Raw genomic sequence first — 25,308 nt, 5'->3', positions numbered from 1 at the left:
TAATCCGGGTCACCGGGCCACCACGGGCCAGCTTACTGTTACTACTACGTCGACGTTGGTCATCGGCGGTTCGAGCTGCTTGGCTGGTCCGAACGACTTTGCCCATCTGAGCGAGCAGTCGTACACGGTCTCTGCCGGCAGCGGAGGCGGGACCCAGGGTCCGATCATCACGCGCACTGCGTAAGGTCGTGGCTCATACCGAGTAGCTCGTAGCTCACTCCTGTCTCAGGGCTCGTCTTCCTTCGGGAGGGCGGGCCCGGCAGGGGTGACGAGTACCGCTGTTAGGTGACCGAGCAGAAGGTCAGGTTCGTGACGGCCACGCCGAGTCAACGACCATTCCAGACACGCTATTGACTCTGGGAATTGGGCCTGATTATAGTCACCGTAACGCCGGGATTCGCCTGGCCCGTGGGCAAGCCCACGACGAAAGGGTCGACAACATGCGCGGTGCTGTTGGGGCAGCGGTGCGCGCCCGCTTCGCGGTTCTGGCGGGCGTGGCGCTGACGAGTTGGTGTTCAGTTGTTCCTATGGCCAGCGGGGCCAGCGTCACCAACACGTATGGGTACAGCCAACAGCAGTTCAGCGTAGGAAGCAGCAATGTCTTCACGGGCGAGATGTTCAGCAGCCTCGCCGTTGACGCGACCACCGGCAACATCCTGGCGACCCGCCAGGATCAGACCAGGGTGGAGGTCTACGCCCCGGACCCATTGGTCGGTGGCACGGCGCTGGCCGGCTTCGCCCCCGGGGTCTTCCCCGCCAACATCGCGGTCGATCCGAGCGACGGCGCCACCTACGTCCACGACTCCCTCTTCGATCCGGGGACGATCTACCGCTGGGTCACGGACGGCCAACCCATCCCGACCTACACGCAGGACGGCGCTTTCGTGTCCCCGGTCGTGCCGTCCGGCGCGATCGGCAGCATGGCTGTGGACCCTGTGACGCACGACCTGCTGGTCGCCGACCGCGGCGCCAACCAGGTGCTCAGGTTCTCGTCGACCACCGGTTCGCTCTTGGACAGCTTCGATGGCTCGGACATCCTTGGCGGGACGGCCGCCGGACCGTTCACCGGGGTAGCCAGCATCGCCGTCGGTCCGTCGGGCACGGTGTACGTCTCGGACACAGGGCGGAAGGCTGTCGATCGCTTCGACGGAACGGGCACCTGGCTGGGCTCGGTCGCGCTCGCCGCCGGAGACAGCCCCGGACCGGTAGCGACGAACCCCAGCACGGGCGACGTTGCCATAGTCCTGACCCGCGGGAGTCGTCGCTACCTCGGAGGGTTCACGGCCGCCGGTGCCCGTCTATGGGAGGCCCGGATCTCATTCGACACGGGTGGAAGCACGCTCTCCGGTCTCGCGTGGGACGGCAGCGCAAGCCGTCTGTACCTCGGAACCGCGGAAGGCACGGTCAGCCCGTTTGTTCCTGCGATCCAGCCGGGTACGGACGCGCCCACGATCTCGAATCCCAGGCACGACCTCGTCCACGCGGCCGCCGAGGTCGCACCCGCAGGACAGACGACGTCAGCGCGTCTGGAGTACTGCCGCGCGACGGCTGCTTGTGACGACTTCCCCGTGTCGAACGATGGGAACCCGGCGAACCCGTGGGTTCGCGCACCTGACCAGGCCCTCTCGGCTGGCGTCCCCGTGACGATCGAAGACGACCTTCCGCTCGACTCGAACGCGACATGGCGGATCAGGGTCTCGGCCAACAGCACGATGGCCAACGGCGCCGTCACCGAGAGCACCTCGGCCAGCGTGTCGTTCTTCAACCCCCTTGCGGCTCCCGTCGTCGTGACGGGCGACGCCGGGTCGATCACCGCCACGGCCGCCGAGCTCACCGGGACGATCGACACGATCGGAGGCCAGACGACCTACCACTTCGAGTACGGCACCACCAGCGACTACGGTCAACGCGTGCCGGTGGATGGCGAGGGCACCGCTGGGGCGGTTCGCGGCTCGCGGCCGGTCAGTCGCGTCATCAGCGGTCTCGTGCCGGGGGCGACCTACCACTATCGGCTGGTGGCTCGAAACGCCGCCGGTGAGAGCTCCGGCGCCGATCGAACGTTCACCACGCCCACCGAAATCCCGTCCGCTCGTCATTACGAGCAGGTCACCCCGACCGATAAGAAGGGCGGGTCCATTAACAGTCTCCTCGGCGTCCACGCTGCGGAAGATGGATCAGCGGTGAGCTACGTCCTCACCGCCGCCCCTAGCGATGCTCCCAGCGCCGTGCTGCTCGCCCGCTACCTGAGCCGGCGGACGAACACGGACTGGCTGCGTTGGGAGCCGGTCGACCCTCCGCTCAACGTGTCGCGGCTGGTCACCGAGTCGGTCACCCAGGCGATCTCACGCGACTTCAGCCACGCGATGGTGATTAGCAACCGTGCGTTGGCTCCGGGAGCCATGGACGGCGGCGGCAACGTCTACATCGAGGACCTGCGCAGCCGAAGCTACACCTTGGTCGGCTCGGCGCCCGGGATCAGTGCCTACTTCGACATGTCCTCTCCGCAGACAGAGAACATGTACCTCGCGGGAGCGGCCGACTTCAGCTGGATCACGTTTCTCTCGCCGAGGAGCCTGCTGCCCGGCGCGCCGGCCCAGGCGCTGTACCGCTGGAGTGCTGCTGAAGGCTTGACGCTGCAGAGTGTGGGCACGGACAGCGTCCAGAGGCCAGGTGCCTCCGTCGAGCTCACCTCGAGGTGGGTCTCCGACAATGGCGACATCATGTACTACAACTTGGCCACCGGTCAGGGCGATGTTCGCCGGCACGTGCTCGGCGGGGCAACGACCACGATCTCGGTCGCCCACGCTGGTGGCTTGAACGCACCAGGCACGCCGGCGGGTGGCAAGCTCGACGGCATCAGTCGAGATGGGCGGTTCGCGTTCTTCCGCACCCAGACGCGACTGTCCGCCGCGGGCCCGTCCTCACCAGGGGGCAATGCCTACTTGTACCGTTACGACGCCCAGTCCGATGACGTCGAGTACCTCGGGATGGCTGCCGACGCCGGAAACGGCACCGTGCTCGCGGTGGGCGACGACGGCCGGACGGTGTACTTCGATGACGGCGCCGGCACCAGCGTGTGGCGCGACGGTTCAGCAAGGCAATTCACCACGTCGCAGCCGGCTCGCGGAAGCTTCGGCGGCAACGGCTATCTGGTCTTTGGGAGTCCCAACGGCCGGTACCTCGGCTACATCGACCCCACGGACATCACGGCGCATCTGTACGACGCGGTGTCGGAGATCGACGTCTGCGTCTCGTGCATGGCCGGTGGAGGTGGACGAGACGCGGGCACGCCCGGCGGAACGCGCACGGTCAGCAACAGGACGCCCCAGGTCGTCACCGACAGCGGCATCATGTTCTTCGACACCGCCGCTCGTCTGCTCTCCGCCGATCGCAATGGCACGCGAGACGTCTACTCCTACCAACACGGCACCCTCAGGTTGATCAGCCCCGGCGAGGGCAGCTATACCGCACGCTTCGCCGATGCCACGCCAGAGGGCGATGATGTGTACTTCACGACCGATCAGGGGCTGGTCGGGCAGGACACCGACCAGAGCGTCGACCTGTACGACGCAAGGCTCGGAGACGGCTTCCCGCCACCCGGCCAGTCGCCATCCGGCACCGCCGCGTGTGCGAGGAACGAATGCGGTGAGGCGCAGCCTGGTCCGGTCGAGAGCCCAGTCCCGACGGCCCCTCAGGACCCCACAGGGCCGTCGAGCAAGTCCCCAGCGCCAGCACGCACACGACTCTCGGTCGATCGTGTGACGATCGGCTCCCGGTCAATGACCATTCGATTCCGCGCCTCCGAGCGCGGGCGGGTCCAGGTCCGCGGCACGCGGGTCGTGGAGACCGTCCGCAACGTGGCGAAGGCGGGGACCTACTCGATCACCGTCCCTCTCAGCAGGAAGGCGCGTTCGTTGCGCGCGAGTCACCGCCGGTTCGCGGTCTCCGTGAAGATCACGTTGACGGGAGGCTGGGGGGCGTCGTCCGCGAAGGTCTCGCGGACCCTCGGCAAGAAGTAGGTCACGTGCTTGTCCTCGCCCGCCGCGTCCCACCCTGACGCGGCGGGCGTGGTGTGCTTTCGGGTCGCCTTCGCGGGGTGATGCTCGTTAGAGGCATGACCGCTCTCCTTAGAAGTCTGCCCTGGCGGCCAGCGTCCTCGGTGTCACGCCAGCGCCGCCGACGGCTTCGTCGGCATCCCGGCGGCTATCGCCTGGTCACCTTTCACTCCGACAGAATCCCGCGCTGAGCGACCCGCGGGACATCGCTGGCCTTCCCGGCGGGGAACGGCTAGTCGCCCTTGACGCCGATGCCCGGCGCGCGCTGCTCGGCGTTGGCGTCGCCGGCACGATCTACGAGATCGACGCGGTACAGGCGAAGGTCACTGGCTGCGCGGCGTCGACCGGCCGCCGAGACGCTGGTCGCGCTGAACAGGGCGGGCGCAAGCGTCCTCGTCAAGCTCCCATACCTACCCCGGCGCCACCGCTGTGACGATCTCGCCGACGGCGCGTCTTGGATCGTCACCGAGCGCTCGATCTTCTTCGTGGACGAGATCCACCGCCTCAGCCGCGCGCTGGAGGAGACCTTCTATCCCGCGATGGAGGATCGGAAGCTGCCGATCACCGTCGGCCAGGGCGCGGGGGCGCGCGTGATGGACGTGCCGCTGCCGCCGTTCACGCTCGTCGGCGCCACCACGCGCGCTGGGCTGCTTACGACGCCGCTGCGCGACCGCTTCGGGATCCAGCACCGCCTGGAGCCTTACGCCGGCCCCGAGCTGGCGGCGATCATCCACCGGTCCGCGCACATCCTCGGCTGCGCGATCGATGAGGGCGGCGCGTCGGCCATCGCCCGCCGCTCCCGCGGCACGCCGCGCGTCGCCAACCGCCTGCTCAAGCGCGTCCGCGACTACGCCGACGTTCGCGCCGCCGGCGTCGTCGACTCTGCCTCCGCCGACGCCGCGTTGGAGATGCTCGGCATCGACGACCTCGGCCTCGACCCGCTCGACCGCGAGCTCCTCTCCGCGATCTGCACCAAGTTCGACGGCGGCCCCGTCGGCCTCTCCACGCTCGCGATCACGGTCTCGGAGGAGTCCGACACGATTGAGGACGTCTACGAGCCCTACCTGCTCCAGTGCGGCTTCATCAAGCGCACGCCCCGCGGCCGCGTCGCGACCTCGCGCGCCTACGCGCACCTCGGCCTTGCCGCGCCACCCGAGCGCGATCAGGGCCTCTTCTAAGACCCTCAGTGCCGCCACACCGGCCGAGCACACGCAACCGCCGAGGAGAGACCGAGTGGCGGTATTACCGCACCACTCGGCTCTTCCTCCGTGCGGCGTGCGTCACGCTTTCGCGGCGCGGGCTACCGCTTCTTCGCGGCAGCCTTCTTGGCCTTCTTGCAGCCGTCGATCGTTGGCTTGGCCGTCTTGGTCTCGACGTCGCCATTTTGGCCGGTGATGCGTAGGTCGAACGTCATGTCGCGCTTGCAGGTCGACTTGCCGGCGACGACGAGGATCCCGTGCTTGCCGCCGTTGATCTTCAGGTTGACCGACTTGATCGGGGCGTCGGGGATCTCACTGAACGTGGTCACCAGGCGGTCGATCGAGTCGACCTGGGACTTGGCGTTGAGGTCGATCGTCACGCCGTCGCCAGACAACGGAATCCACAGGTTCGGGAGCGTCGAGACGACGCGGCCGGTCTTGGTCACCCGCCGGCCTTCCACGAAGTACACCGGACCCTTGAGGTCGTGCGGCAGCACGGAGCGGGCCGTCACCGATCCCACGATCGAGGTCTTGGGACAGCTGAACTTCGCGGCCTGCTCCGGCTTGCAGAGCGCCTGGGCGTTCTTGGGCTCCAGCACCAGCGCGAGCGGCAGCTTGGCCTCGACCTTGGCGAGGTTGGTGCCGCCCGGGGCCTGGGTCACCGCGGCTTCCAAGCTGGGCGACGTGCCGTCCTTGGTCGAGCGGCTGCCACGCAGCTTGAACTTGAACGTCTCGCGCAGGTCAAGTGCCTTGCACCCGCCAGGCTGGAACGCGAACTTCTGGTCGCTTGTCGCTCCGCCCAGAGCGCCGAAGCTGCCGAAGATCGATTGCTTCTCGCAACTGGTGGGATTGAACAGGAACTTCTCACGATCGATCGTGATGCGGACCTGCCGCAACCGCAGCGGGATGCCCTGGATGATCGTTGGCAGCGGATCGGACTTCACCGTGACGTGCGCGTCCTTGCGGTCGACGTAGAGGCCGGCACGGACGGTGACGACCCCGAGGTCGAACGGTCCGGCTTGGCCCGCTGTCGGCACGGCAATAGAGAGACCGAACGGCGCGTCCTTGTACGGGCCGGTCAGGTACACGCCACCGGTCAGGGACAGCGGCTGCCCGCCGGGACCGGATTGCGCTGCCACCGTGCCGATCCGGCTCGCCGCCGGGCAGAAGCCGGCATTGGCCGGGCCCGGGTCGCACTGCGGCACCTTGCTGATGTCGGCCAGCATGCCCTTGGGCAGCGACGTCTCAACCCGCTGCAGGAACGGCATCCCGTCCGAGCGCGTGAGCGTGAACACGAACGGCGAGTACTGGCCCGCGATCGGGTTGGTGGTCCCGGCCGTGAACGACGGCGCGAACGCCTTCGCCGCGCAGTCCTGATTGATCGTCATCGGCGAGTCCAGCGCGACGGGCGTGTTGGACGCCCACGACGTGATGTCGACGTGCGTGTTGTACGTGCCACACGTCGTCGGCGTCGCCAGCGCGGCCTGCGAGCCGCCCGGGAACTCGACGAGCATGCGCGAGAACGGCAGCTGCGGCGTGTTGTCGAACGTCGCCGTGAGCTGGCCGGTGATTTGGTCCAGGTCGATCTTGCCGGGCAGCTTGACGTAGAACCCGGGCCCCTTGACCGCGATGTACAGCGCGAGCAGCGAGCGGAACGGGTTGTCGTTCTGCTTGGCGAGGATGACGTCGCCGGTGAGCGGGTCGGGCAGCAACGGCGTGTCGATCGTGACCTTCCCCAACTTCGACGCGTTCGGGCACGCCGGGGCAGCGTTCGTGCCCAGCCCGATCTCGGCCGGCGCGCACGCTCCGAGGCCGGCAGCCGACGACGGCGAGACCGACATGCCCTGCGGGAAGCGCATCACCACGCGGCGTACATGCGCCGTGGCAAAGCCGTCTGGGTCAGAGGCCTGCGGAACCTTGAGGTCGACGTTGAGACCGGTCGGGGCATCTGCAGCCTGGGACAACGGCAGGACGTCAATCGACGGCCTGAACGGCAGCCGTTCGCAGCCGTCGAAGGCAAAAGGCGTCCCGTCGGGCTCGGTGGTCAAGCTGCGGGTGTCGAAGGCGCCGATGTGCTCCCATGAGTCACCGCGGGCCGTGAAGGCGACCGGGGCCGTGGAGCAAGAGGTCGGCGAGCTGAGGAACGGGGCGCGCGTGACCTCGGTGGAGAAGGGATCAGGTCGAGGGCCGTCGAAGGGTCCAGGGATCTCCGTCTCGGTGAGCTTCTGCCGGTCTCCATCATGGCTAGGGTCGGCTGGTACGCCCCAGAAGGTGATCTTGGCGGAGACGACGGCCTCGGCCTGCGAAAGGGCAAGGCTCCCTGACGAGATTCCGTAGTCACCCGGCCTGACGCGAGCATCGACCAGGTTGACCACATTCAGGACGTTGAAGCCAAAACGAGCCGGCACGTCAGGCCCGTGGGCGATGTTGTAGATGCCGACCTTGTGCGATTCGGTGCCGGCTCCCTGCGTGACCACACGAGCGATACCTATCTGTGAAGCAGGCGGACACTTCGCTCCGCCTCTGGCGGGGATGCCGAGATCGACGGGGTCGCAGGTGGCAAGGCCAACGGGATTGCCCACCAGTCCAGGAGGCAGGTCCAGATCGATGGCGTGTGCGGCTTCTGCAGGCCCCGGCGAAGGCTCGCCGCCGATGACCGCGTTGGCGTCATAGGCCGCGGCGAACGAGAAGGTGAGATCGGGATGACCACCCGCCTGACGGGAGAAGTTCTGGTCGGCCCCGGTGAGTTGAACCCCGACGGACTCGAAGTGGAAGTCGGCCTGCGCCGAGCCGACCTGCAAGCACATCAGCCCAGCGAGGGCCGAAACCAGGACGAGCCGCTTGATCATGACCGCTCCATCGTCGAAGGCATGCCGATCGCTGCCGGATCGTCTGAGACGCCCATCGGGGTCGCGTCTCGCGCTTCGAGAACGTGCCGGCGCATTGGCGACGAGATACCGCTCGTCTGCACGATCAAGAGCGGCTCACATTGCTGCGGCCAATCACTGCGCACTGTTCGACCCTTCCTTCGTGGAACCACAGCACCTGCAAGGCGGCCCGACGTGGGGCCACAGTGCGACCATATACAGCGGAGTTTTCTAGAGTCAACCCTGTGTTCTGTACCGATATTGCTCGGGTCCCTGCCATTACGCGGTCTTTTCAACTTTTACCCTGAAGAACGGCGTTAGGACAAAATTGAGGCTCCAGGCAGGGCGAGACATCGAGGCCATTGGACGCACGCGATCGTAGATCCGCAGCTGACATCGGGTTCCGACCCCGCATCGAATCGGTGCAGCCTGCATGAGCACGCGAGACACTGAACGTCGGATGGGCCACGGGTGCGGTGCCTTCGGCGCTTTTCGGAGAATGATGGTCCGCTCCAAGCTGCCTTGAAATCGAGTTCTAGACCAGCGTGGCGATTACCACACAATGTTTGATCAGTCCGTCTTCGCTTCGTCGTAAACAGCAGTCCGGCAACTGTTCGCCGAATTTCGGCCTTTCCGTTTGCTCAAGACCGACGTTGACGACCTGCCTACGAACGCCCATGCGCACCCAACCAACCACCATCTCCGGCCGTCACCTGCTCGCGCTGGTGATCGGCATGCTGCTGCTCGGCGTGGCCTCCGCGCTGCTGGGCGGTGGCGCGCTGGGTGGCTAGTCGGCGCGCTTGGCGGCGGCCAGCACCCAGCGGATGAAGGCCAGCTGCAGCGGCAGGCGCGCCCAGAGGGCGGCCGGCGGGATGTCCTTGTACTTCTCCGGGTTCAGCGCCATCTGGAGGTTGGCGGGGAAGACCGCGACGAGCGTCGCGACGAGCCAGTAGGCCGACCACTTGCGGATCGTCGCGCTGGACGCGAGGAGCCCGAGGCCGCCTGCGGCCTCCGCGACGCCTGACGCGTAGACCAGCTCACGATGCGCCGGGAGGTAGTCCGGCATGATCGACTCGTAGGTCTTCGGGGTGATGAAGTGCAGGATCCCGGCGATCACGAAGGTCGGGCCGGCGGCACGGGGCAGTCGCTTGCTCACGCCCGGCAAGCTATCGCGGGTAGGCTGCGTGACGTGCCGCTCGTGTACCGGGAAGCGCTGCCGATCGAAGAGCCGAAGGGGACCGTGCTTTGCCTGCACGGGTATCCGGAGTCCTCCTACATGTGGCGGAATCTGCTGGAGAGCGTGGCGAACGCCGGCTGGCAGGCGGTCGCGCCGGATCTGCCGGGCTACGGGGACTCGCCGTATTCCGGGGACGGGTCCTGGACCGCGCACGTGGAGGCCGTCGATCGGTTCCACCGCGAGCAGGAGCTCGGCGAGGTCGTCCTGGTCGTGCACGACTGGGGTGGGTTGATCGGCCTGCGCTGGGCCTGCGAGCACCCCGAGCTGATCCGGGCGATGGTGATCAGCAACACGGGGTTCTTCTCAGATGGCAAGTGGCACGGCATGGCGCAAGGGCTGCGCACGCCCGGTCAGGGGGAACAGCTCGTCGACGGCTTGGACCGCGACGGCTTCGCGGGCATGCTGCGGGTCGTGAGCCCGGGATTGGACGATCGAAGCGTCGACGAGTACTTCAAGGCCTACTCCTCGGAGGAGCGCCGCCGCGGCCAGCTCGAAATGTATCGGTCCGGCGAGTTCTCCGAGTTGGAGGACTACGACCTGAGCGCGGTCGGCGCGCCGGCGTTGGTGCTGTGGGGCGAGGACGATCCGTTCGCGCCGGTTGCGGGCGCCCATCGCTTCGCCCGTGAGCTGCCGGACAGCGAGCTAGTGATTGTGGAAGGCGCCAAGCACTTCGTCTTCGACGACGAGCCGGAGCGCTGCAGCGCGGCCGTCGTGTCGTTCCTGGAGAAGGTGTAGCTGTCGTGCCGGGCCGTCGCGAGATCAAGTCCTGGTTGATGGACATGGACGGGGTGCTGGTCCACGAGGAGGAGGCGATCCCCGGCGCGGACCGCTTCATCCAGGCCTTGCGGGAGCGTTCGATCCCGTTCCTGGTGTTGACCAACAACTCCATCTACACCCGTCGGGATCTGGCCGCCCGGCTGCGCGCTTCGGGGCTGGACATCCCGGAGGAGTCGATCTGGACCTCTGCCTTGGCCACCGCGAAGTTCCTCGAGGACCAGCGCCCCGGCGGAAGCGCGTTCGTCATCGGCGAGGCGGGGTTGACCACCGCGCTGCATCAGAGCGGCTACACGCTGACCGAGCGCGACCCCGACTACGTCGTCCTCGGCGAGACGAGGACCTACTCCTTCGAGCGCATCACCCAGGCCATCCGGCTGATCGAGAACGGCGCCCGCTTCATCGCCACCAACCCCGACGCCACCGGCCCATCTCCCGACGGCTCCCTTCCCGCCACCGGCGCCGTCGCCGCGCTGATCACCCGCGCGACCCAACGCGAGCCCTACTACGTCGGCAAGCCGAACCCCTTGATGATGCGGTCAGCGTTGAACGCCATCGACGCCCACTCCGAGACCACCACCATGATCGGCGACCGCATGGACACCGACGTCGTCTCGGGCCTCGAAGCCGGCCTCGAGACCATCCTAGTGTTGACCGGCGTCTCCACCCGCGAGTCGGCCGAGCTCTTCCCCTTCCGGCCGTCGCGGATCCTCGACTCGGTCGCCGATTTGGCGGACGAGCTGGAAGCGACCACGCCCTAGCGCCGCCGTCGTCCTCAGCACACGCGTTCTTCACCCCCCCGCCGGGCGCCGTCGCTCGTTGCCGCGGCCTTCGCTGGTCGCTGCGCCATCGCCCTGCCACCGACTTGAGACCTTGCGCCAGCTCCAACGTGCCGTGTTCTCCGCACTTAGCCCACGCGTTCATCGTGGGCGCTGTCGCCTTCGTCCGCGGCCGTCGCCTATCGCGATGCCGTCGCTTTGCCACCGACGTAAAGCATCTCGGCGGCTCTCTCGCGCCGCGTCCTCTGCCAGCCCGAACCTCAAGCCTGCGCTTCAACCCACCCCAAGATCGCTTTGGAGTGCGTGACCACCGTCCCGTCACTCAGCCGCAGCGCCGGCAGCTTGTCGCTCCCGGTCGCATCGACGACCACTTGCCGCGATCCCTTGCGCAGGAACGGGATCGGGTGTCCGTGGCCAGCTATCACCTTGTTGTAGGGGATGTTCGCGGCGAGCAGGGCCTCCTGCACCTTCTTGCACGGGTGGAACTTCGGGCCTTCGTCGTCGCCATGGCAGACGAAGAGGGTGGGGAGATCGTCGCTCATAAGCCGAAGACGGGTTTACCGGCGCGAAGTCATCGGGCTACTTCGGCGACCGCATGAACACCGACGTCGTCCCGGTCTCGGGCCGGCCTCCGAGACCATCTTGGTGTTGATCAGGGTCTCTACCGCGCGAGTCCTCCGAGCTCTTCCCGTCGCGCTGCGCTCTCTGCGAACTAGAGGTCTCAACCGAGCGGGCGCTGACAACAGCGCCAGGTTCAGCGTGCCTGTCCGCCCAGCGCCGCCAGGTTGGCTCGGGCGTTGCGTGCGATCGGGTGGTCCGGGCCTAGGTCGCGTTCGACATCGGTGAGGAGTGTGCGGAATCCCTCCCGAGCCTGCTTGAGCCATCCCATCGAGTGCTGGCTACCGGCCAGATGCAAGCGCGCTGAGAAGGTGTGGGGATGTCCCGGGCCGAGGACCCGCTTGCATCGGACAGCGTTCTTCTCCAACAACGCCACGGCCCGACTGGGCTTGCCCGCGTCGCGCAGCGCCGTCGCAAGGTGGGTCACGGCTCGGATGGTCTCGGGATCGTTGGCGCCGAGTAGACGGCGGCAGTCGGCGACGACACGATCGATGAGCGGCCGTCCCTCGAGAGTCCTTCCCGCATCGAGGAGGGCTACGGCGAGCGTGTGATGGATCTTCAGCGTCTGCGGGTTTTCGCCACCGAGGGTCTTTTCGCTCGTGCTCGCGCCCGCCCTCAGCAGAGGGAGCGCTCGGCCGTGAAGTCCGCAGCGGCTCAGTACGCGCCCGAGGTCGACCTGCGTCATAACCGTGTCCGGGTGGCTCTTGCCACGCACTCGCTCACTGATCGGCAGCAGGGTTGTCAGCATCTCGATGGCCTCGTCGGCGCGATCGAGGTCGGGTAGCAGACGGGCTAGCCGCTGACGTGCGGTGAGCGTGTCCGGGTGGTCCTTACCGAGGACCTTTTCCCGGCCGGCGACCGTTTGGCACAGCAGCTCATGGCCGCGGGCGAGATCGCCTGCCTCGACATGGGCGTCCGCCAGATGGCCGAGCGTCATGAGCGCTTGTGCGCTCCAACGGCCGTGGAGCGCCTCGCGTTCGGGGAGGATCTGCTGAAGAAGCGCTATGGCGTCGTGTAACCGCCCCGCGGCGATGTAGGTGGTCGCGAGGTTGTCCGCGGCGATGAGTGCGTCCGGATGACGCTGACCCAGCTTATGACTCGCGTCGTCGAGGTTGGCCTCGAACATCGGAACGGCTGCCGTCAGATCACCCCGGGTCCGGTGGGCATAGGCCAACATGTTGCGTGCCTTGAGTGTGATTGGGTCGGCTGGTCCGAGGATCCGGGTCAGCGCGTCGCACGTCGTCGCCGCCGTCTCGGAGGGGCGCGAACCCGATCCGTCCGAGATCGACAACAGGTGCGACAGCGCCCAGTTGAATAGCGACCACCGCTCCCTGACGGCCGCAGCAGACACCTCGCCGCGTTCCACGGAGTGGAGGGTTCTACGCCAGAGCGTCAGCGAGTGCCGCACGATTTCGGCGGCGTCGTCCCGAACCTGCCACGCACGGCCATGATCCGGCATGAGCGGGGTAAGCCGCTCTGCGACATTCGCGAGCGCGGGATCCAGATGGTTGGCGTCCTGTAGCCGCTCACGGACAGAGCGCGAGACGAGGCGGTGCATGATGACCGCTTCGCGATCCCGGCTCCAGACAATGAGCGATGCTTCCACCAGCTGGCCCAGCACAGCGTTGAGGTGGTGCGTGCCACCACCGACGACCCTCTCGATGGTGCGTCTCCGAACGCCATCCTCAGAGAGCAGGGCAATGGCCTGGAGGGCGCGCGTGGTGATGATCGAGGGGGCGGACCGTTCGATGGCCTCGATGGTCAGGACGATCGCCGCGGCCAGTGCGCGCGGATAGGGATCTCCGCGGTGAGCGGGCAGCGCCTCTCGGAGCGGCACCTCGTCGAGCAGCTTCAGGTAGTCCGTGTACTCGAAGCCACGAAGCCGGATCACTGCCGCAGCTTGAGCGAGCGCGAGCGGCAAGTCGCCGAGGGCGTCCGCGACCGCGTTCGCCCCGACGAGGTCGTCGAAGCCGGTCCGTGCCGCAAGGTAGGCGACGGACTGCTCACGCTCCAGCTCAGCGACCACGAGCTCCGTGCCCATAGATCCGAACGCGCGGTCCGTACTCGTGATGATCCAGCGCGTGGCTCCGGAGGACGGCAGGTACCGTCGGATCAGGCTCGGACTAGTAGCGTCGTCCAGCACGAATACCGCTTCGACGTCGCCGGTCGCCAGCGTCTCGCGAAGTCGCATGGCTGAGAGCGCGAGGTCATCAGACGGATCGGCGACGGCGAGACGTTGCGCGACCGTCGCCAGCCCGGCGAGGAGCGACGCTTCGTCGCCAGCGTTGATCCAAGCCACGAGGCCGACGCCAGCGGCGATCGCACGGTGCGCGTGTTCGGCCGCAACTTGGGTCTTGCCGGATCCGCGGCCGCCGCTGAGTGTGGCGACGGTGCTTTCGGACAGCGATCGCGCGAGCTGCTCGACCTCCGGTCGATCGAAGAAACCCGGGGGTTGGCCTGGGAACTCGCCGATCACCATCTGGTCAGACAGCGTGAGCGGCGGTGATGGACGGCCAACGAGGCGGACGCTTGGTGTATCGGACGGGGCGACCTGTCCGACGCTCGCAGATTCGTCGGTCCACATCTTGTAGGACACGTAGAGGGCGACGAGGAGCAAGAGGACTAGCACGGTGAGGACCGGGTGGTCCCGGAGCCAGCCGCCCGGGAGGAGCGCCGACGCGGCGCTCACGTAGATGTCTAGGAGCACTGCGAGCACGACACCGGTCCCGGCAAGCAAGAGGCGGCGTCGACGGCGAGAACGAGGCACACGCGTAATCCTGCCATCGGCAAACGGCTGCGTGTGCTGAATTCTCAGGTCCCGCACCTGGCGGGCGTCTACTCCGTGATCGCCGCGCGAATGCGCTCGCGGAAGGCGACGAACTCCGGCGCCGCCCGCAGCTCGGGCGTCCGTTCTTCCGCGCCGAAGGGTGGCCGCTCGTCGAAGACGATCTGGCCCGGTCGCGGCGACATGACCAGGACCCGCGTGCCGAGGAAAGCCGCTTCCTCGACGGAGTGGGTGATGAACAACGCCGTCTTGGAGGCGGAGCGCCAAACGTCGTGGAGTTGGTGTTGCAGTCGCTCGCGCGTCAGCGCGTCCAGCGCCCCGAAGGGCTCGTCGAGCAGCATGATCCCCGGGTCGTTGGCCAGCACCCGCGCGATCTGGGTGCGTTGCTGCATGCCGCCGCTGAGCTCGTAGGGGCGGGCGGAGGCGAAGTCGCTCAACCCCACGCGTTCCAGCTCGCGGTCGGCGATCGCCAAGCGCTCGGTCTTGGACGCGCCGCGCAGGCGCGGGCCCAGGGCGACGTTGTCGCGCACCGTGAACCACGGGTACAGGTTCGGCTGCTGGAAGACGACGCCGCGGTCCGGACCCGGCCCGCGCACGGGAACCCCGCCCACCAGGACCTCGCCAGACGATGGCGTCAGGAAGCCGGCGAGCAACCCCAACAACGTGGTCTTCCCGCAGCCCGACGGGCCGACGAGCGCCACGAACTCGCCGGCCGCGATCTCCAGGTCCAGCGGGCCGAGGGCGTGCACCGCGGCGTAGCTGTGCGCTACGCCGCGGAGCAGGACGGGTTCAGCCGCCGACGCCACTGGCGAACGTCGCGTTCACGGACGACGTGTAGGACGCCTCGTCGGCGACCTTCGGGATCTGGCCCAACTCCTTGTTGAACTGCGCCGCCGCGAAGAGGTTCTTCGCTAGCCCGCCGCCGAGGTAGTCGGCGCCGGCCTGCTCGGCCGCATCGAGGAAGATGAGGTCCTTCATCTGCGGCAGGACCTCGTCGGCCGAGATGTTCAGCTCCGCGCCCACGGAAGCAGCCGCCGCGTTCGGATCCGACCGGTAAAACTTCACGGCCTTGTCCTGCTGGGCGACCCAGGTCTTGACCGCGTCGGGGTACTTGCCCGCGAAGTCCTTCGTGACAACGGCCAAGTCATAGGTCGTCTTGCCCTCCTTGGCGAGGTCCTCGCTCGACACCAACACGTGCCCGCCGTCCTTGACGAGCTTGGCCAAGTTGGGGTTCCACACGTATGCGCCGTCGATGTCGCCGCGCGACCACGCTGCGTAGATGTCGTCCGGCTCGGCGTCGATCACCTTGACGTCCTTGCTCGACAGTCCCGCGTCCGCCAGCGCCGCCAGCAGCGAGTAGTGCGAGGTCGACGCCAGCGGCGTCGCGACCTTCTTGCCCTTCAACTGCTCGATCGACGTGATGTCCTTCTTGACGACCAAGGCCTCCGCCTTGCCGATCACGTCGTGGATCCACGGCACCTCATAGGGCAGCGGCTGCGACAGCCCACGACTCACCGGCGACGAGCCCGCCAACCCGATGTCGACGGACCCGGCCGCGACCGCCTCGTTGACCGCGCCTCCGCTGTCGAACAGCTTCCACTCGATCTTGGTGTCCGGTAGGGCCTTCTCCAGCCACCCTTCATGCTTGACGACCAGGTCCCCGTTGGGAATGGCCTGGTAGGCAATGGTGATGGACTTCGGCGCGGCGGGCTTCCCGCTCGCGGTGGTGGACGCGCTCGCGCCCGATGCGTTGTCGTCGTCCCCGCCGCACGCGGCGAGGCCCAGGACGGCCGACGCGAGCAGCGCGACGACCCCAGCTCGGCGGTTCAACATGGTGCCCTTCCTCCTTGATCTATGACTTGCCCCGCCAGGGCACGACGCGGTTCTCGACCGCGCGCACGATCTGGTCGAGGACGATGGCCGACAGCCCGATCAACACGATGCACAACACCGCGACGTCGGTCTGCTGGAACTTCTTGGTCTCCCAGGCGAGACCACCGATGCCCGGGATGCCGTCGACGGTCTCGGCGGCGACGATCGTCGTCCACGCGAAGCCGATCGCCAGCCGGATGCCGGTGAACAGCTCCGGCAGGACGCTCGGCAGGACCACGAACCGCGTCACCTGCCAGCGGTTCGCGCCGAGCGACAGCGCGCCGTCGAGCTGCCGCCGGGGGATGGACCGGACCCCGTGCAGCACGGCGAGCGTGATCGGCGGGAACGCCGCCAGGAACAACAACCACACCTTGCTTGCGTCCTCGATGCCGAACCAGATGATCAACAACGAGAAGTACGCCAGCGGCGGCAGCGCGCGGACGAACGTCACGTACGGCTCGACGATGATCCGAAACGGCGCGACGGTCGCCAGCAGCAGTCCGAGCGGCACGCCGAACGCGATCGCCCAGAACAGCCCGCGCAGGATCCGCCACAGCGAATGCCACAGGTGCTCGTGCAGGTAGTACCCGCTCAACCCGCGCGCGCCGTCGTGCACGGTCTCGCCGTCCACGAGTCGCCCCAGCACCGCCGTCGGATCCGGCACGAACAGGTCGGACCACACGTTGGCTTCGGCGATCGCCCACCAGATCGCGAGGAACACGGCAAGCGAGAGCGCGCGGAGCAGGATGCGCTTGTGAACGGCGTCTGACATCGGACGCCGCGCAATCTAGCTAATTTCGACAAAGAATGTGCAGAAAGCATCTTAATGAAGTCGGGAGCCACGCTTCGCATCTAACCCGCGATATACGCGGGCTGGATGTGAAGCGTGCGGCGAAGTGGGCTCAATCGTGCTCCGCGAGCCGTTCAAGCAGCGGGATCGCGGCGGCGAGCGCGCGGTGCTCATTGGCGGTGAGGCGGGTCTCGATCGCGCGCGCGAGGTGGGTTGGGCGGAGCGAGCGCTGCTCCCGGAGCGCGGCGATGCCGGCGGGCGTGGCGGCGAGAGGCTTGCGGCGACGGTCGCCCCCGGGCAGCGACGACGCGGAGGCCGCCAGACCGGCGGCGCGCAGCGCCCCGACCAGCCGCGTCATCGCCTGGTGGCTGACGCGCTCGGCGGCGGCGAGGTCGGCGACCGTCTGCGCGCCGTTGCGGTCGAGGTGACCGAGGACGGCCATCTGGCGCGGTGGCAGGACGGACGCCTCGCGGCGCGTGTGGCGGACTAATCGCCCGATCGCGGGGCGGAGGTCGGCGGCCGTGCGCGCGGCATCCAAGGTCATCAGCAAGACTGTACACCTAAGGTGTATATTTGATCCCATGGCCCACGACCTCTCCTCCATCGGCACCCACCCGGCCCTCGTCCTGATCGACCTCCAGCAGGGCATCGTCGCCTTGCCGCTCGCCCACTCCGCCGCCGACGTGCTCGCCGCCTCGGCTCGCCTCGCCGACGCGTTCCGCGACAACAACTTGCCCGTCGTCCGCGTCCGCGTCGCGTTCTCGCCCGACGGCGGCGACGCGCTCGCCGCCCCGATCGACGCTGCGCCGCCCGCCGTGAAGCCCGGTCCCGACTTCGCCACGCTCTGCGACGAGATCGGCGACGGTCCCACCGACCTCCACATCACCAAGCGCGGATGGGACGCCTTCCACGGCACCGAGCTCGACCTCCAGCTGCGCCGCCGCGGCGTCGACACCATCGTCTACGCGGGCATCTCCACATCGATCGGCGTCGAATCGACCGCGCGCCACGGCCGCGAGCTCGGCTACGGCCAGGTCTTCGCGCGCGACGCGATGACCGACATGGTGGCCTCGGCCCACGACCACGCCTTGTCCATCATCTTCCCGCGTATCGGCCGCGTGACGACGACCGACGCGATCACGGGCGCGCCCGCCGCAGCCTAGACCTCCAGCCGCGACTCCTCCAGGTCCACCTCGCGCTCCACGCGGCGCATGACGTCGGTCGAGATCTCGCCGCGGTTGCGGAGGTCGACCAACGTCGAGCGCTGCGTCGCGTAGATCTCGTGCATCAGCCGTTGGTAGCGCATCGAGCGGTCTTCGATGTCCTCGTCCAACTCGATCTTCCCCGCGCGGGCCTTGAAGCGGCGCAGGCGGAAGTTGTAGAGCTGGCGGACGCGATCCAAGGACTCGGAGATCGTCCAGTCCTCGGCTTCGAGCTCGTCGACGCGGCCCAAAGCCGCGTGGGCGATCGCCATCCGGGCACGGAGCTCCTCGCGCTCCTCCTCGTCCGACGCCTCGATGACGCCCAACTTCCGGATCAGCCACGGCAGCGTCAGGCCCTGGCCGACCACCGTCACCAGGATCAACACGAAGGTGATGAACAAGATCAACGACCGGCCAGGCAGAGGCTCGCCCGCGTCGTCGGCCAAGGGCAGCGACAACGCCGCCGCCAGCGAGACCGCGCCGCGCATCCCCGACCAGCCGCCGACGATCCGCGTCTGCCAGGAGGCGCGACGCGCCCGCTGCGACTCGCGCCGGTCGAGCATCCGGATCAGCGCCGTGATCACGAAGTTGTACAAGAAGCGCACGCCGATGACCGCCGCGCAGACCGCGACGGCGTCCACCGCCAGCTGCCCGGCGGCGCGGCCCTCCAGCCCGTCGACGATCACCGGCAGCTGCAATCCGATCAGGATGAACAGCGCCGCGTTGAGCAAGAACGACAACACGTTCCACAGCCCGTCGGCCTGCAGCCGCACCTCCGGCGACGCGATCTCCCGGGCGCGGTAGCCGACGTAGATCCCGCACGTGACCGCCGCCAGCACGCCGGACACGCCGAGCTGGTCGGCCGGGACGAACGCCCCGTAGGAGCTGGCCAGGGAGATCGTCAGCTCGGTGTTGATGTCCCGCGCGCGCCGCCGGACCTCGCCGATGGCGAACGCCACCACCAACCCGATCGCGATCCCGCCGCCGGCCTCCCAGAAGAAGTCCAGCACGGTCTCGCCGGCCGACACACCCTCGCCGATCGCCGCCGCCACGGCGACCTTCAGCGCCACCAGCGCGGTCGCGTCGTTGAACAGCGACTCGCCTTCCAGGATGTTCACCAACCGCCGGGGCGCGCCGACGCGCCGCATGATCGCGGTCGCCGCGGCCGGGTCGGTGGGGGAGACGATCGCGCCCAGCGCGAACGCCATCGGCCACGTGAGGTCCAGCAGCGCGTGGCCGATCCACGCGACCGCGACGATCGTCACCAGCACCAGGCCGATGGCCTGCAGCGAGATCACCCGCGCGTCGGCGCGCAGCGCGTGCAGGTCGGCGAAGAACGCCGCCGAGTAGAGCAGCGGCGGCAGGAAGACGAGCAGCACGAGGTCCGGATCGAGCTGCACGTCCGGCAGCCCGGGCAGCAGCCCGAGCAGCAGCCCGCCCAGCACGAGCGGGATCGGGTAGGGCACCCGGAGCCAGTTGGCGAGGGCGTTGAGTCCGGCGGCGGAGACGAACAGCGCCGCGATCACGATCTGAAGGCCGTCCACGCGGCGGAATCATGCCGACCGTATCCTTCCGCCGCATGTCGCTGCCCCGCACGCTCTTCGACGACGACCACAAGCTGTTCCGCGAGTCGGCCGCCGCCTTCGTGGATCGGGAGATCCTGCCGCGCCGCGAGGAGATCCGCGAACAGCGCCGGATTCCCAAGGAGCTGTGGCGAACCGCGGGCGAGGCGGGCTTCCTTGGCGTCGCGATTCCCGAGCAGTACGGCGGCAGCGACGTCGACTTCCGCTACAACGCGATCTTCAACGAGGAGCTGTCGCGCGCGGGCATGGCGTACTCCTCGTCGTTCACGATCCACGCCGACGTCTGCGCCCCGTACCTCACGCGCCTGACCACCGAGGAGCAGAAGCAGCGCTGGCTGCCGAAGTTCTGCACCGGCGAGATGGTCACCGCGATCGGCATGACCGAGCCCGAAGCCGGTTCCGACCTCCAGGGCCTGAAGACCAACGCCAAGCGCGACGGCGACGAGTGGGTCATCAACGGCTCCAAGACCTTCATCACCAACGGCGCGCACGCCGAGATGGTGATCGTCGCCGCCCGCACGGCGACCGACCCGAAGGGCCGCGGCATCAGCCTCTTCGCCATCGAGGAGGGCATGGAGGGCTTCAGCCGCGGGCGCAAGCTCCACAAGATCGGCCAGCACGAGGCCGACACCGCCGAGCTGTTCTTCGAGAACGTCCGCGTGACCGACGACCAGCTCATCGGCGAGGTCGACCGCGGGTTCCACCACATGATGGAGCACCTCGCGCAGGAGCGCCTGGGCTCGGCGATCTCCAATACCGCCCATGCGCAGCAGGCCTTCGCGGTCACGTTGGAGTACATCAAGACGCGCAAGGCGTTCGGCCGTCCGGTCGGCACGTTCCAGAACTCGCGCTTCCTGGCGGCTGATCTCCAGACGCGCTTGGACGTGACGCAGTCGTTCGTCGACCAATGCGTCGTCGCGCACGCCAAGCACGAGCTGAGCGCGGTCGACGCCGCCAAGGCCAAGTGGTGGAGCGCGGAGGTGCAGAACACCGTCATCGACGCCTGCGTCCAGCTCCACGGCGGCTACGGCTACATGGAGGAGTACGAGGTCGCTCACGCGTGGATGGACGCGCGCGTGACCAAGATCTGGGCGGGGTCGAACGAGATCATGAAGGAGATCATCGGGCGCGACCTCGGTCTCGGCGAGGTCCGGGGCTGAGCCACCCGGTCCTGGAGCTGCTCGCGGCGCGCGGAGGCGCGGACCGCGAGCGCGGCTGCCGCGACGACGACGGCGCGCGCATCGCGCTCGTCCTCGAGGGCGGCGGGATGCGCGGCGTCGTGTCGTCGGCGATGGCCGACGCGCTCCAAGCGCGCGGGCTGACCGACGCCTTCGACCTCGTCGTCGGAACCAGCGCCGGCGCGCTCAACGGCGCTGCGTTCCTGGCCGGCGTCGCGCGCGGCTGCACCGACAACTACTACGACGCCGATCTGATCCGGCGCTACATCGCGCCGCGGCGGCTGCTGATCGGGCGCGCCGCGGTCGACGTCGCCTTCACGCTGGATCGCGAGAACGAGGGGCTGGACGGCGACCGCCATCGCCGGACCGCGGAGTCGGCCGCTCCGCTGCACGTGGTCGCGATCGACGTCGAGACCGCGCAGCCCGAGGTGCTGAGCGACCTGACGACGGTCGAGGACCTCAAGAACGGGTTGCTGGCGACGTCGCGCCTGCCCTGGCTCGGTGGCCCGCCCGTCGACTTCCGCGGCCGCCGCTGGCTGGACGGCGGCCTTGCCGACCCGATCCCGGTCGCCGCCGCCTTCGCGCTCGGCGCCACCCACGCGCTCGTCCTCATGACCCGCCCCGAAGGCGTCCCGCGCACGCCCGCTGGCGGCTTGATCGAGCGCATCATCGAGCGCCGCTTGCGCGCGCTCAACCCGGACCTCGTCCCGCTCGCACGCGACCGCTTCGCCGTCTACGAGCAGGTCGTCGACCGGATCGCGACCGACCGCGACAACAACACGCTCGGCGTCCGGCTGCCCGCCGGCATCGAGCCGGTCTCCCAGCTGGAGAAGAACCCCGCGACGTTGCGCGCGGCCGCCGAGGCCGGCCGTGCCCGCATCGCCGAGCTGTTGGAGGACTAGGACTAGCCGGCCCGCTGGTGGTTACCCAAAGCTGGGGACCCTGCGGCGACGTGCGTCCAAACGGGGTCCGAAGACGGCCCGAAGGCTTGCCGCATCAAGGTGACCTGACGACATCAAGGGCATGAGCACCGCCGCCCAGGTCATCGACCTGCTCACGAGCCCCGGCACGCCCGCCCCGACCCGGCTGCGCCTGGCCGCCGAGCACCTGGCCGCCGGCCCGACGGCGTCCGACAGCCCGGCGCTGATCGCGCGCCTGGCTGAGGTCGTCAACGGCCCCGAGCAGCCTGGCGCGCGCGTGCAGCTCGCGCTGCACGTCTTCGACAGCGCCGCCGCGGCCTAGCAGCGAGCGGCGCCGCCGCTCAGCCCAGCAACGTCCACGGGTCGAACCGCTCGATCGGGATCACCTTGATCCGCGGCAGCGGCACCGTGAAGGCTCCGACGTCGTCCTCGAGGTCGTAGAGCTCGAGCCCGTCGAGATCGCGCAGCGACGAGGAGATCAGCTCGCGGAAGCCGAGCACGCCGACGCGTCGCTCGCCCAGGAGCAGCGCCTCGACCTGCGGCGCGAAGTCGCCGTCGTGGGAGGCGAGCAGCACGTCGCCGCCGTTCTCCCGCTCGGCCAGCGCCTCCAGCGTCCGCTGGATCGCCACGTCGACGACCTTGACCTCCGGCGGGCCGCTGATCAGCACCGGCTTGAAGTCCAGCGCGTCCAAGGCCTGCACGAACGGCATCGGCACCTGGCCCGAGCCGTTGAGGAAGAACAGCGGCCGGACCGGCTGGTCGAAGACCGCTCGCGCGTAGTCGCGCACGCGATCCCACCGCGGTCGCTCCTCCGGCGCCGGGCGCCGCCCGAGCAGCGAGCCACCGAGCGTCGCGTCGATGTTCTCGCCGTCGACCAGCAGGAACGTCTCGGTGCGAGCGGAGGGCATCCCGCGGGAGCGTAGCTATCCCCGCCCAGACGCACACCGCGTCCTTCAGGATGGGCGGATGCCCGCACCATCCGTTCGCCTGCCGCTGCTCGACGCCACCGCGCTGGAGGCGCTCGTGCGCGGGGATCTCGCGGCGGCGTCGGAGGCTGCCGGCGTCGCGCTCCCGGCGTGGTTTCCGGAGAACGAGTTCTTGTGGACCTTGCGCCTCGGCCAGGTCGTCGGCGAGCCGGAGCACGGCCCGTGGCTGACACGCGTGGTGGTCGACGAGGCGACCAGGGCCGCGGTCGGGTTGGCCGGCTTCCACGGTCCGCCGGACGAGCGCGGGATGGTCGAGGTCGGCTACGAGACCTCGCCCGAGCACCGGCGCCAGGGCTACGCGCGGGCCGCCGTGCTCGGCCTGATCGAGCTGGCGGGTGCGGGCGGCGCGACGGTGGTGCGCGCGTCGGTGGCGCCGGGCAACGACCCGTCGCTGGCCCTGATCGATGGGCTCGGATTTGTCCACATCGGTGAGCAGATCGACGAGATCGACGGCCTGGAACTGGTCTTCGAGCGAGAAGTCTGACACAGTGTCAAATCATGTCCGCAGAACCCGTCGTGCCACCCCTCGAGGACGCGCTGGTCACCGATCGCGAGCACTGGCTGGACGGGCCGCCGCACGAGCTGTTCAAGGAGCTCCGCGGTCAGTGCCCGGTCCACTGGACGTCGAAGATCTCCGAGTACCCGGGGGAGGCGGGCTTCTGGTCGGTCACGACCGCCGACGACGTCCACGCGGTCTCGCGCGACTGGGAGACGTACTCCTCGGCCACCGGCTTCACGCTGCTGACCGACGCGATCATGCCGCTGGAGCTGATGCAGGCCATGTTCATCGGCATGGACCCGCCGAAGCACGACCGCCTCAAGGCGCTCTTCCAGCGCGGGTTCACGCCGCGGCGCATCGCCGAGCACGAGCCGTCGATCCGGGAGATCACGCGTGGGGTGCTCGACCGCCTCGAAGGCCGCGACACGTGTGACCTGGTCGCCGACGTCGCGCAGCCGGTCGTGGCGCGCGTCATCGGCTCGTTCATGGGCACCGCGCCCGAGGACGACGCGATCTGGGCGCGGCTGATGAACCAGACGCTCGGCGCGGGCGACCCGGACATGAACCCCGAGGGGATTCAGACCGTCATGGAGCGCGACGTCCCCGAGATCTTCGCCCGCTGCCAGGCGCTGATCGAGGCGCGGCGCGAGAATCCGACCGACGACCTCATGTCGATCCTCGTGCACGCGGAGATCGACGGCGAGAAGCTCGAAGAGCACGAGATCGTCATGGGGTTCTTCCTGCTCGTCGCCGCGGGCAACGACTCCACCAAGGCCACGTTCTGCTCCGGCATGCGCGCGCTGATGGAGGACTCGTCGCAGATGGAGCAGGTGCTCGCCGACCCGTCGCTCATCCCGAGCACGGTCGAGGAGGCGCTGCGCATGTTCCCCGCCTTCGCGCACTTCCGCCGCACGGCGACGCGCGACACGGAGCTCAACGGCGCGGAGATCAAGGCGGGGGACAAGATCGCCATGTGGTACGTGTCGTCCAACCGCGACGCGACGCGCTACGAGAACCCCGACTTCTTCGACGTCACCCGCAACCCCGAGCACCAGGCCTTCGGCGCCGGCGGGCGGCACTTCTGCCTCGGCACGGCGCTCGCGCGGCTGGAGCTGCGAGTGCTCTTCGAGGAGACGCTGGCGCGCTTCCCGCAGATCGCGCTCGACGGCCGCCCGGTCTACGCCGAGTCGCCGTTCATCAACCAGCTCAAGACGCTGCCGGTGAAGCTGCACGGCTAGAGAAACACGTGCGGTCGTCCGAACGCGGGCGGCCAGTTGACCGACGTATAAATTGACGCTACGGTGCGCGGCCCGATGGTCCGCACCGACCCCGAGCCCGACCCTGCGCGCAAGCGCTTGTCTCGCGCTGACCGCGAGCAGCAGGTGCTGCGCGTGGCGCGCGAGCAGTTTGCCCGCCGCGGCTTCGCGGCGGTGACGATGGAGGACATCGCGCTCGAGGTCGGCGTCAAGAAGCCGTTGCTGTACGCCTACTTCGGCAACAAGGACCGGCTCTACGAAGCGTGCATGTCGCCTGCGGGCGACGCGCTGATCGAGGCCATCGCCGCGGCAGTGGCCCGTGCCCGCACGCCCGCCGAGGCGCTGCGCCGCGGCGTCATCGCCTTCTACGACTTCGTCGACCAGGACCGGGACGCATGGCGCGTCCTGTTCGACGAGACCGTCCCGCAGTCCGGCGAGATCGCCGTCGTCGTCAACCGCTACCGCGATCGCCTGCTGGAGATGCTCGCCCAGGCGATGGTGGCGCTGATGCCGCCACACAAGCGCACCGGGTCGCGCGCCACGATCGAGGCCTCGTCGGTGATGTTGATGTCCGCCGCGGAAGGCCTCGCCCGCTGGTGGCTGCGCACGGGCGCGATGCCCGCGCGCGACGCCGCCGAACTGCTTATCGCCACGGTCGAGCCTGGGCTCGTCCGCACCACCAACCAGGAGGAACACGTCCGATGACCG

22 protein-coding genes are annotated in these 25,308 nt (G+C 68.5%); 11 read left to right on the top strand and 11 right to left on the bottom strand.

Annotated elements, in window-relative coordinates:
- The first annotated feature begins 464 nt into the window (after nt 1-464).
- Nucleotides 465-4,019 carry a hypothetical protein gene (locus tag ACT01A_RS08215; protein WP_445151755.1) on the top strand — a complete coding sequence of 1,185 codons (3,555 nt, stop codon included), beginning with the start codon at nt 465-467 and terminating at the stop codon, nt 4,017-4,019.
- Nucleotides 4,020-4,287: 268 nt separating this feature from the next.
- Here ACT01A_RS08215 and ACT01A_RS08210 read toward each other — a convergent pair whose 3' ends face one another.
- Entirely contained in the window at nt 4,288-4,455 is a 168-nt protein-coding gene (locus ACT01A_RS08210; protein ID WP_445152880.1) for a hypothetical protein, read from the bottom strand.
- On the opposite strand from ACT01A_RS08210, the gene ruvB reads away from it, so the two are divergent.
- Nucleotides 4,382-5,233 (top strand): Holliday junction branch migration DNA helicase RuvB, encoded by an 852-nt coding sequence (gene ruvB / locus ACT01A_RS08205; protein WP_445152811.1) that lies wholly within the window; start codon nt 4,382-4,384, stop codon nt 5,231-5,233. The two genes, ACT01A_RS08210 and ruvB, sit on opposite strands and share 74 nt — an antisense overlap.
- Nucleotides 5,234-5,355: 122 nt before the next feature.
- Here ruvB and ACT01A_RS08200 read toward each other — a convergent pair whose 3' ends face one another.
- Together ACT01A_RS08200 and ACT01A_RS08195 are read right to left on the bottom strand one after the other, a co-directional pair.
- Nucleotides 5,356-8,103, bottom strand: a complete 2,748-nt coding sequence (locus ACT01A_RS08200) for a hypothetical protein (protein WP_445151754.1) — start codon at nt 8,101-8,103, stop codon at nt 5,356-5,358.
- An 805-nt stretch (nt 8,104-8,908) separates the two neighbouring features.
- Entirely contained in the window at nt 8,909-9,277 is a 369-nt protein-coding gene (locus ACT01A_RS08195; RefSeq protein WP_445151753.1) for a DoxX family protein, read from the bottom strand.
- Between the two features lie 33 nt (nt 9,278-9,310).
- Between ACT01A_RS08195 and ACT01A_RS08190 the strand changes: the two genes are divergently transcribed.
- Both ACT01A_RS08190 and ACT01A_RS08185 read left to right on the top strand, forming a co-directional pair.
- Nucleotides 9,311-10,093, top strand: a complete 783-nt coding sequence (locus tag ACT01A_RS08190; protein WP_445151752.1) for an alpha/beta fold hydrolase — start codon at nt 9,311-9,313, stop codon at nt 10,091-10,093.
- 38 nt (nt 10,094-10,131) lie between these two features.
- Entirely contained in the window at nt 10,132-10,893 is a 762-nt protein-coding gene (locus ACT01A_RS08185) for an HAD-IIA family hydrolase (protein WP_445152810.1), read from the top strand.
- A gap of 278 nt (nt 10,894-11,171) precedes the next feature.
- Here ACT01A_RS08185 and ACT01A_RS08180 read toward each other — a convergent pair whose 3' ends face one another.
- From ACT01A_RS08180 to ACT01A_RS08155, 6 genes are all read right to left on the bottom strand, one after another.
- On the bottom strand, nt 11,172-11,453 hold the full coding sequence (locus ACT01A_RS08180) for a glutathione S-transferase N-terminal domain-containing protein (protein WP_445151751.1): 282 nt from the start codon (nt 11,451-11,453) through the stop codon (nt 11,172-11,174).
- A 212-nt stretch (nt 11,454-11,665) separates the two neighbouring features.
- Entirely contained in the window at nt 11,666-14,146 is a 2,481-nt protein-coding gene (locus ACT01A_RS08175) for a tetratricopeptide repeat protein (RefSeq protein ID WP_445151750.1), read from the bottom strand.
- A 218-nt stretch (nt 14,147-14,364) separates the two neighbouring features.
- Complete coding sequence (locus ACT01A_RS08170; RefSeq protein ID WP_445151749.1) at nt 14,365-15,063, bottom strand: ABC transporter ATP-binding protein; 699 nt, start codon at nt 15,061-15,063, stop codon at nt 14,365-14,367.
- A 40-nt stretch (nt 15,064-15,103) separates the two neighbouring features.
- Nucleotides 15,104-16,147: a taurine ABC transporter substrate-binding protein gene (locus ACT01A_RS08165; RefSeq protein WP_445151748.1), complete on the bottom strand. Its 1,044-nt coding sequence runs from the start codon at nt 16,145-16,147 to the stop codon at nt 15,104-15,106.
- Nucleotides 16,148-16,166: 19 nt separating this feature from the next.
- Entirely contained in the window at nt 16,167-16,958 is a 792-nt protein-coding gene (locus tag ACT01A_RS08160) for an ABC transporter permease (RefSeq protein ID WP_445151747.1), read from the bottom strand.
- Between the two features lie 130 nt (nt 16,959-17,088).
- Nucleotides 17,089-17,520, bottom strand: coding sequence for a MarR family transcriptional regulator (locus ACT01A_RS08155; RefSeq protein WP_445151746.1), 432 nt, complete (start codon nt 17,518-17,520; stop codon nt 17,089-17,091).
- A 37-nt stretch (nt 17,521-17,557) separates the two neighbouring features.
- Between ACT01A_RS08155 and ACT01A_RS08150 the strand changes: the two genes are divergently transcribed.
- Nucleotides 17,558-18,139 carry an isochorismatase family protein gene (locus ACT01A_RS08150; protein WP_445151745.1) on the top strand — a complete coding sequence of 194 codons (582 nt, stop codon included), beginning with the start codon at nt 17,558-17,560 and terminating at the stop codon, nt 18,137-18,139.
- On the opposite strand, the gene ACT01A_RS08145 is transcribed toward ACT01A_RS08150, so the two are convergent.
- Nucleotides 18,136-19,722: a Na+/H+ antiporter gene (locus ACT01A_RS08145; RefSeq protein ID WP_445151744.1), complete on the bottom strand. Its 1,587-nt coding sequence runs from the start codon at nt 19,720-19,722 to the stop codon at nt 18,136-18,138. The genes ACT01A_RS08150 and ACT01A_RS08145 overlap by 4 nt on opposite strands.
- 41 nt (nt 19,723-19,763) lie before the next feature.
- Here ACT01A_RS08145 and ACT01A_RS08140 point away from each other — a divergent pair, with 41 nt between their 5' ends.
- The 3 genes from ACT01A_RS08140 to ACT01A_RS08130 all read left to right on the top strand — a co-directional run bounded on the left by ACT01A_RS08140 (nt 19,764) and on the right by ACT01A_RS08130 (nt 22,181).
- Nucleotides 19,764-20,921, top strand: a complete 1,158-nt coding sequence (locus ACT01A_RS08140) for an acyl-CoA dehydrogenase family protein (RefSeq protein ID WP_445152809.1) — start codon at nt 19,764-19,766, stop codon at nt 20,919-20,921.
- Nucleotides 20,922-21,028: 107 nt separating this feature from the next.
- On the top strand, nt 21,029-21,841 hold the full coding sequence (locus ACT01A_RS08135; protein WP_445151743.1) for a patatin-like phospholipase family protein: 813 nt from the start codon (nt 21,029-21,031) through the stop codon (nt 21,839-21,841).
- A gap of 121 nt (nt 21,842-21,962) precedes the next feature.
- Nucleotides 21,963-22,181, top strand: a complete 219-nt coding sequence (locus tag ACT01A_RS08130) for a hypothetical protein (RefSeq protein WP_445151742.1) — start codon at nt 21,963-21,965, stop codon at nt 22,179-22,181.
- Between the two features lie 19 nt (nt 22,182-22,200).
- On the opposite strand, the gene ACT01A_RS08125 is transcribed toward ACT01A_RS08130, so the two are convergent.
- Nucleotides 22,201-22,767, bottom strand: coding sequence for an NYN domain-containing protein (locus ACT01A_RS08125; RefSeq protein WP_445151741.1), 567 nt, complete (start codon nt 22,765-22,767; stop codon nt 22,201-22,203).
- 58 nt (nt 22,768-22,825) lie between these two features.
- On the opposite strand from ACT01A_RS08125, the gene ACT01A_RS08120 reads away from it, so the two are divergent.
- The 3 genes from ACT01A_RS08120 (at nt 22,826) to ACT01A_RS08110 (ending at nt 25,305) form a co-directional block, all read left to right on the top strand.
- The gene (locus ACT01A_RS08120; protein WP_445151740.1) at nt 22,826-23,329 is read left to right on the top strand and encodes a GNAT family N-acetyltransferase; all 504 of its coding nucleotides are present in this window, start codon (nt 22,826-22,828) and stop codon (nt 23,327-23,329) included.
- A 14-nt stretch (nt 23,330-23,343) separates the two neighbouring features.
- The gene (locus ACT01A_RS08115) at nt 23,344-24,582 is read left to right on the top strand and encodes a cytochrome P450 (protein ID WP_445151739.1); all 1,239 of its coding nucleotides are present in this window, start codon (nt 23,344-23,346) and stop codon (nt 24,580-24,582) included.
- A gap of 75 nt (nt 24,583-24,657) precedes the next feature.
- Complete coding sequence (locus ACT01A_RS08110; RefSeq protein ID WP_445151738.1) at nt 24,658-25,305, top strand: TetR/AcrR family transcriptional regulator; 648 nt, start codon at nt 24,658-24,660, stop codon at nt 25,303-25,305.
- Nucleotides 25,306-25,308: the final 3 nt, after the last annotated feature.

The organism is Baekduia sp. Peel2402 (assembly GCF_052567285.1).
This window is presented reverse-complemented; position numbering and strand designations above follow the sequence as displayed.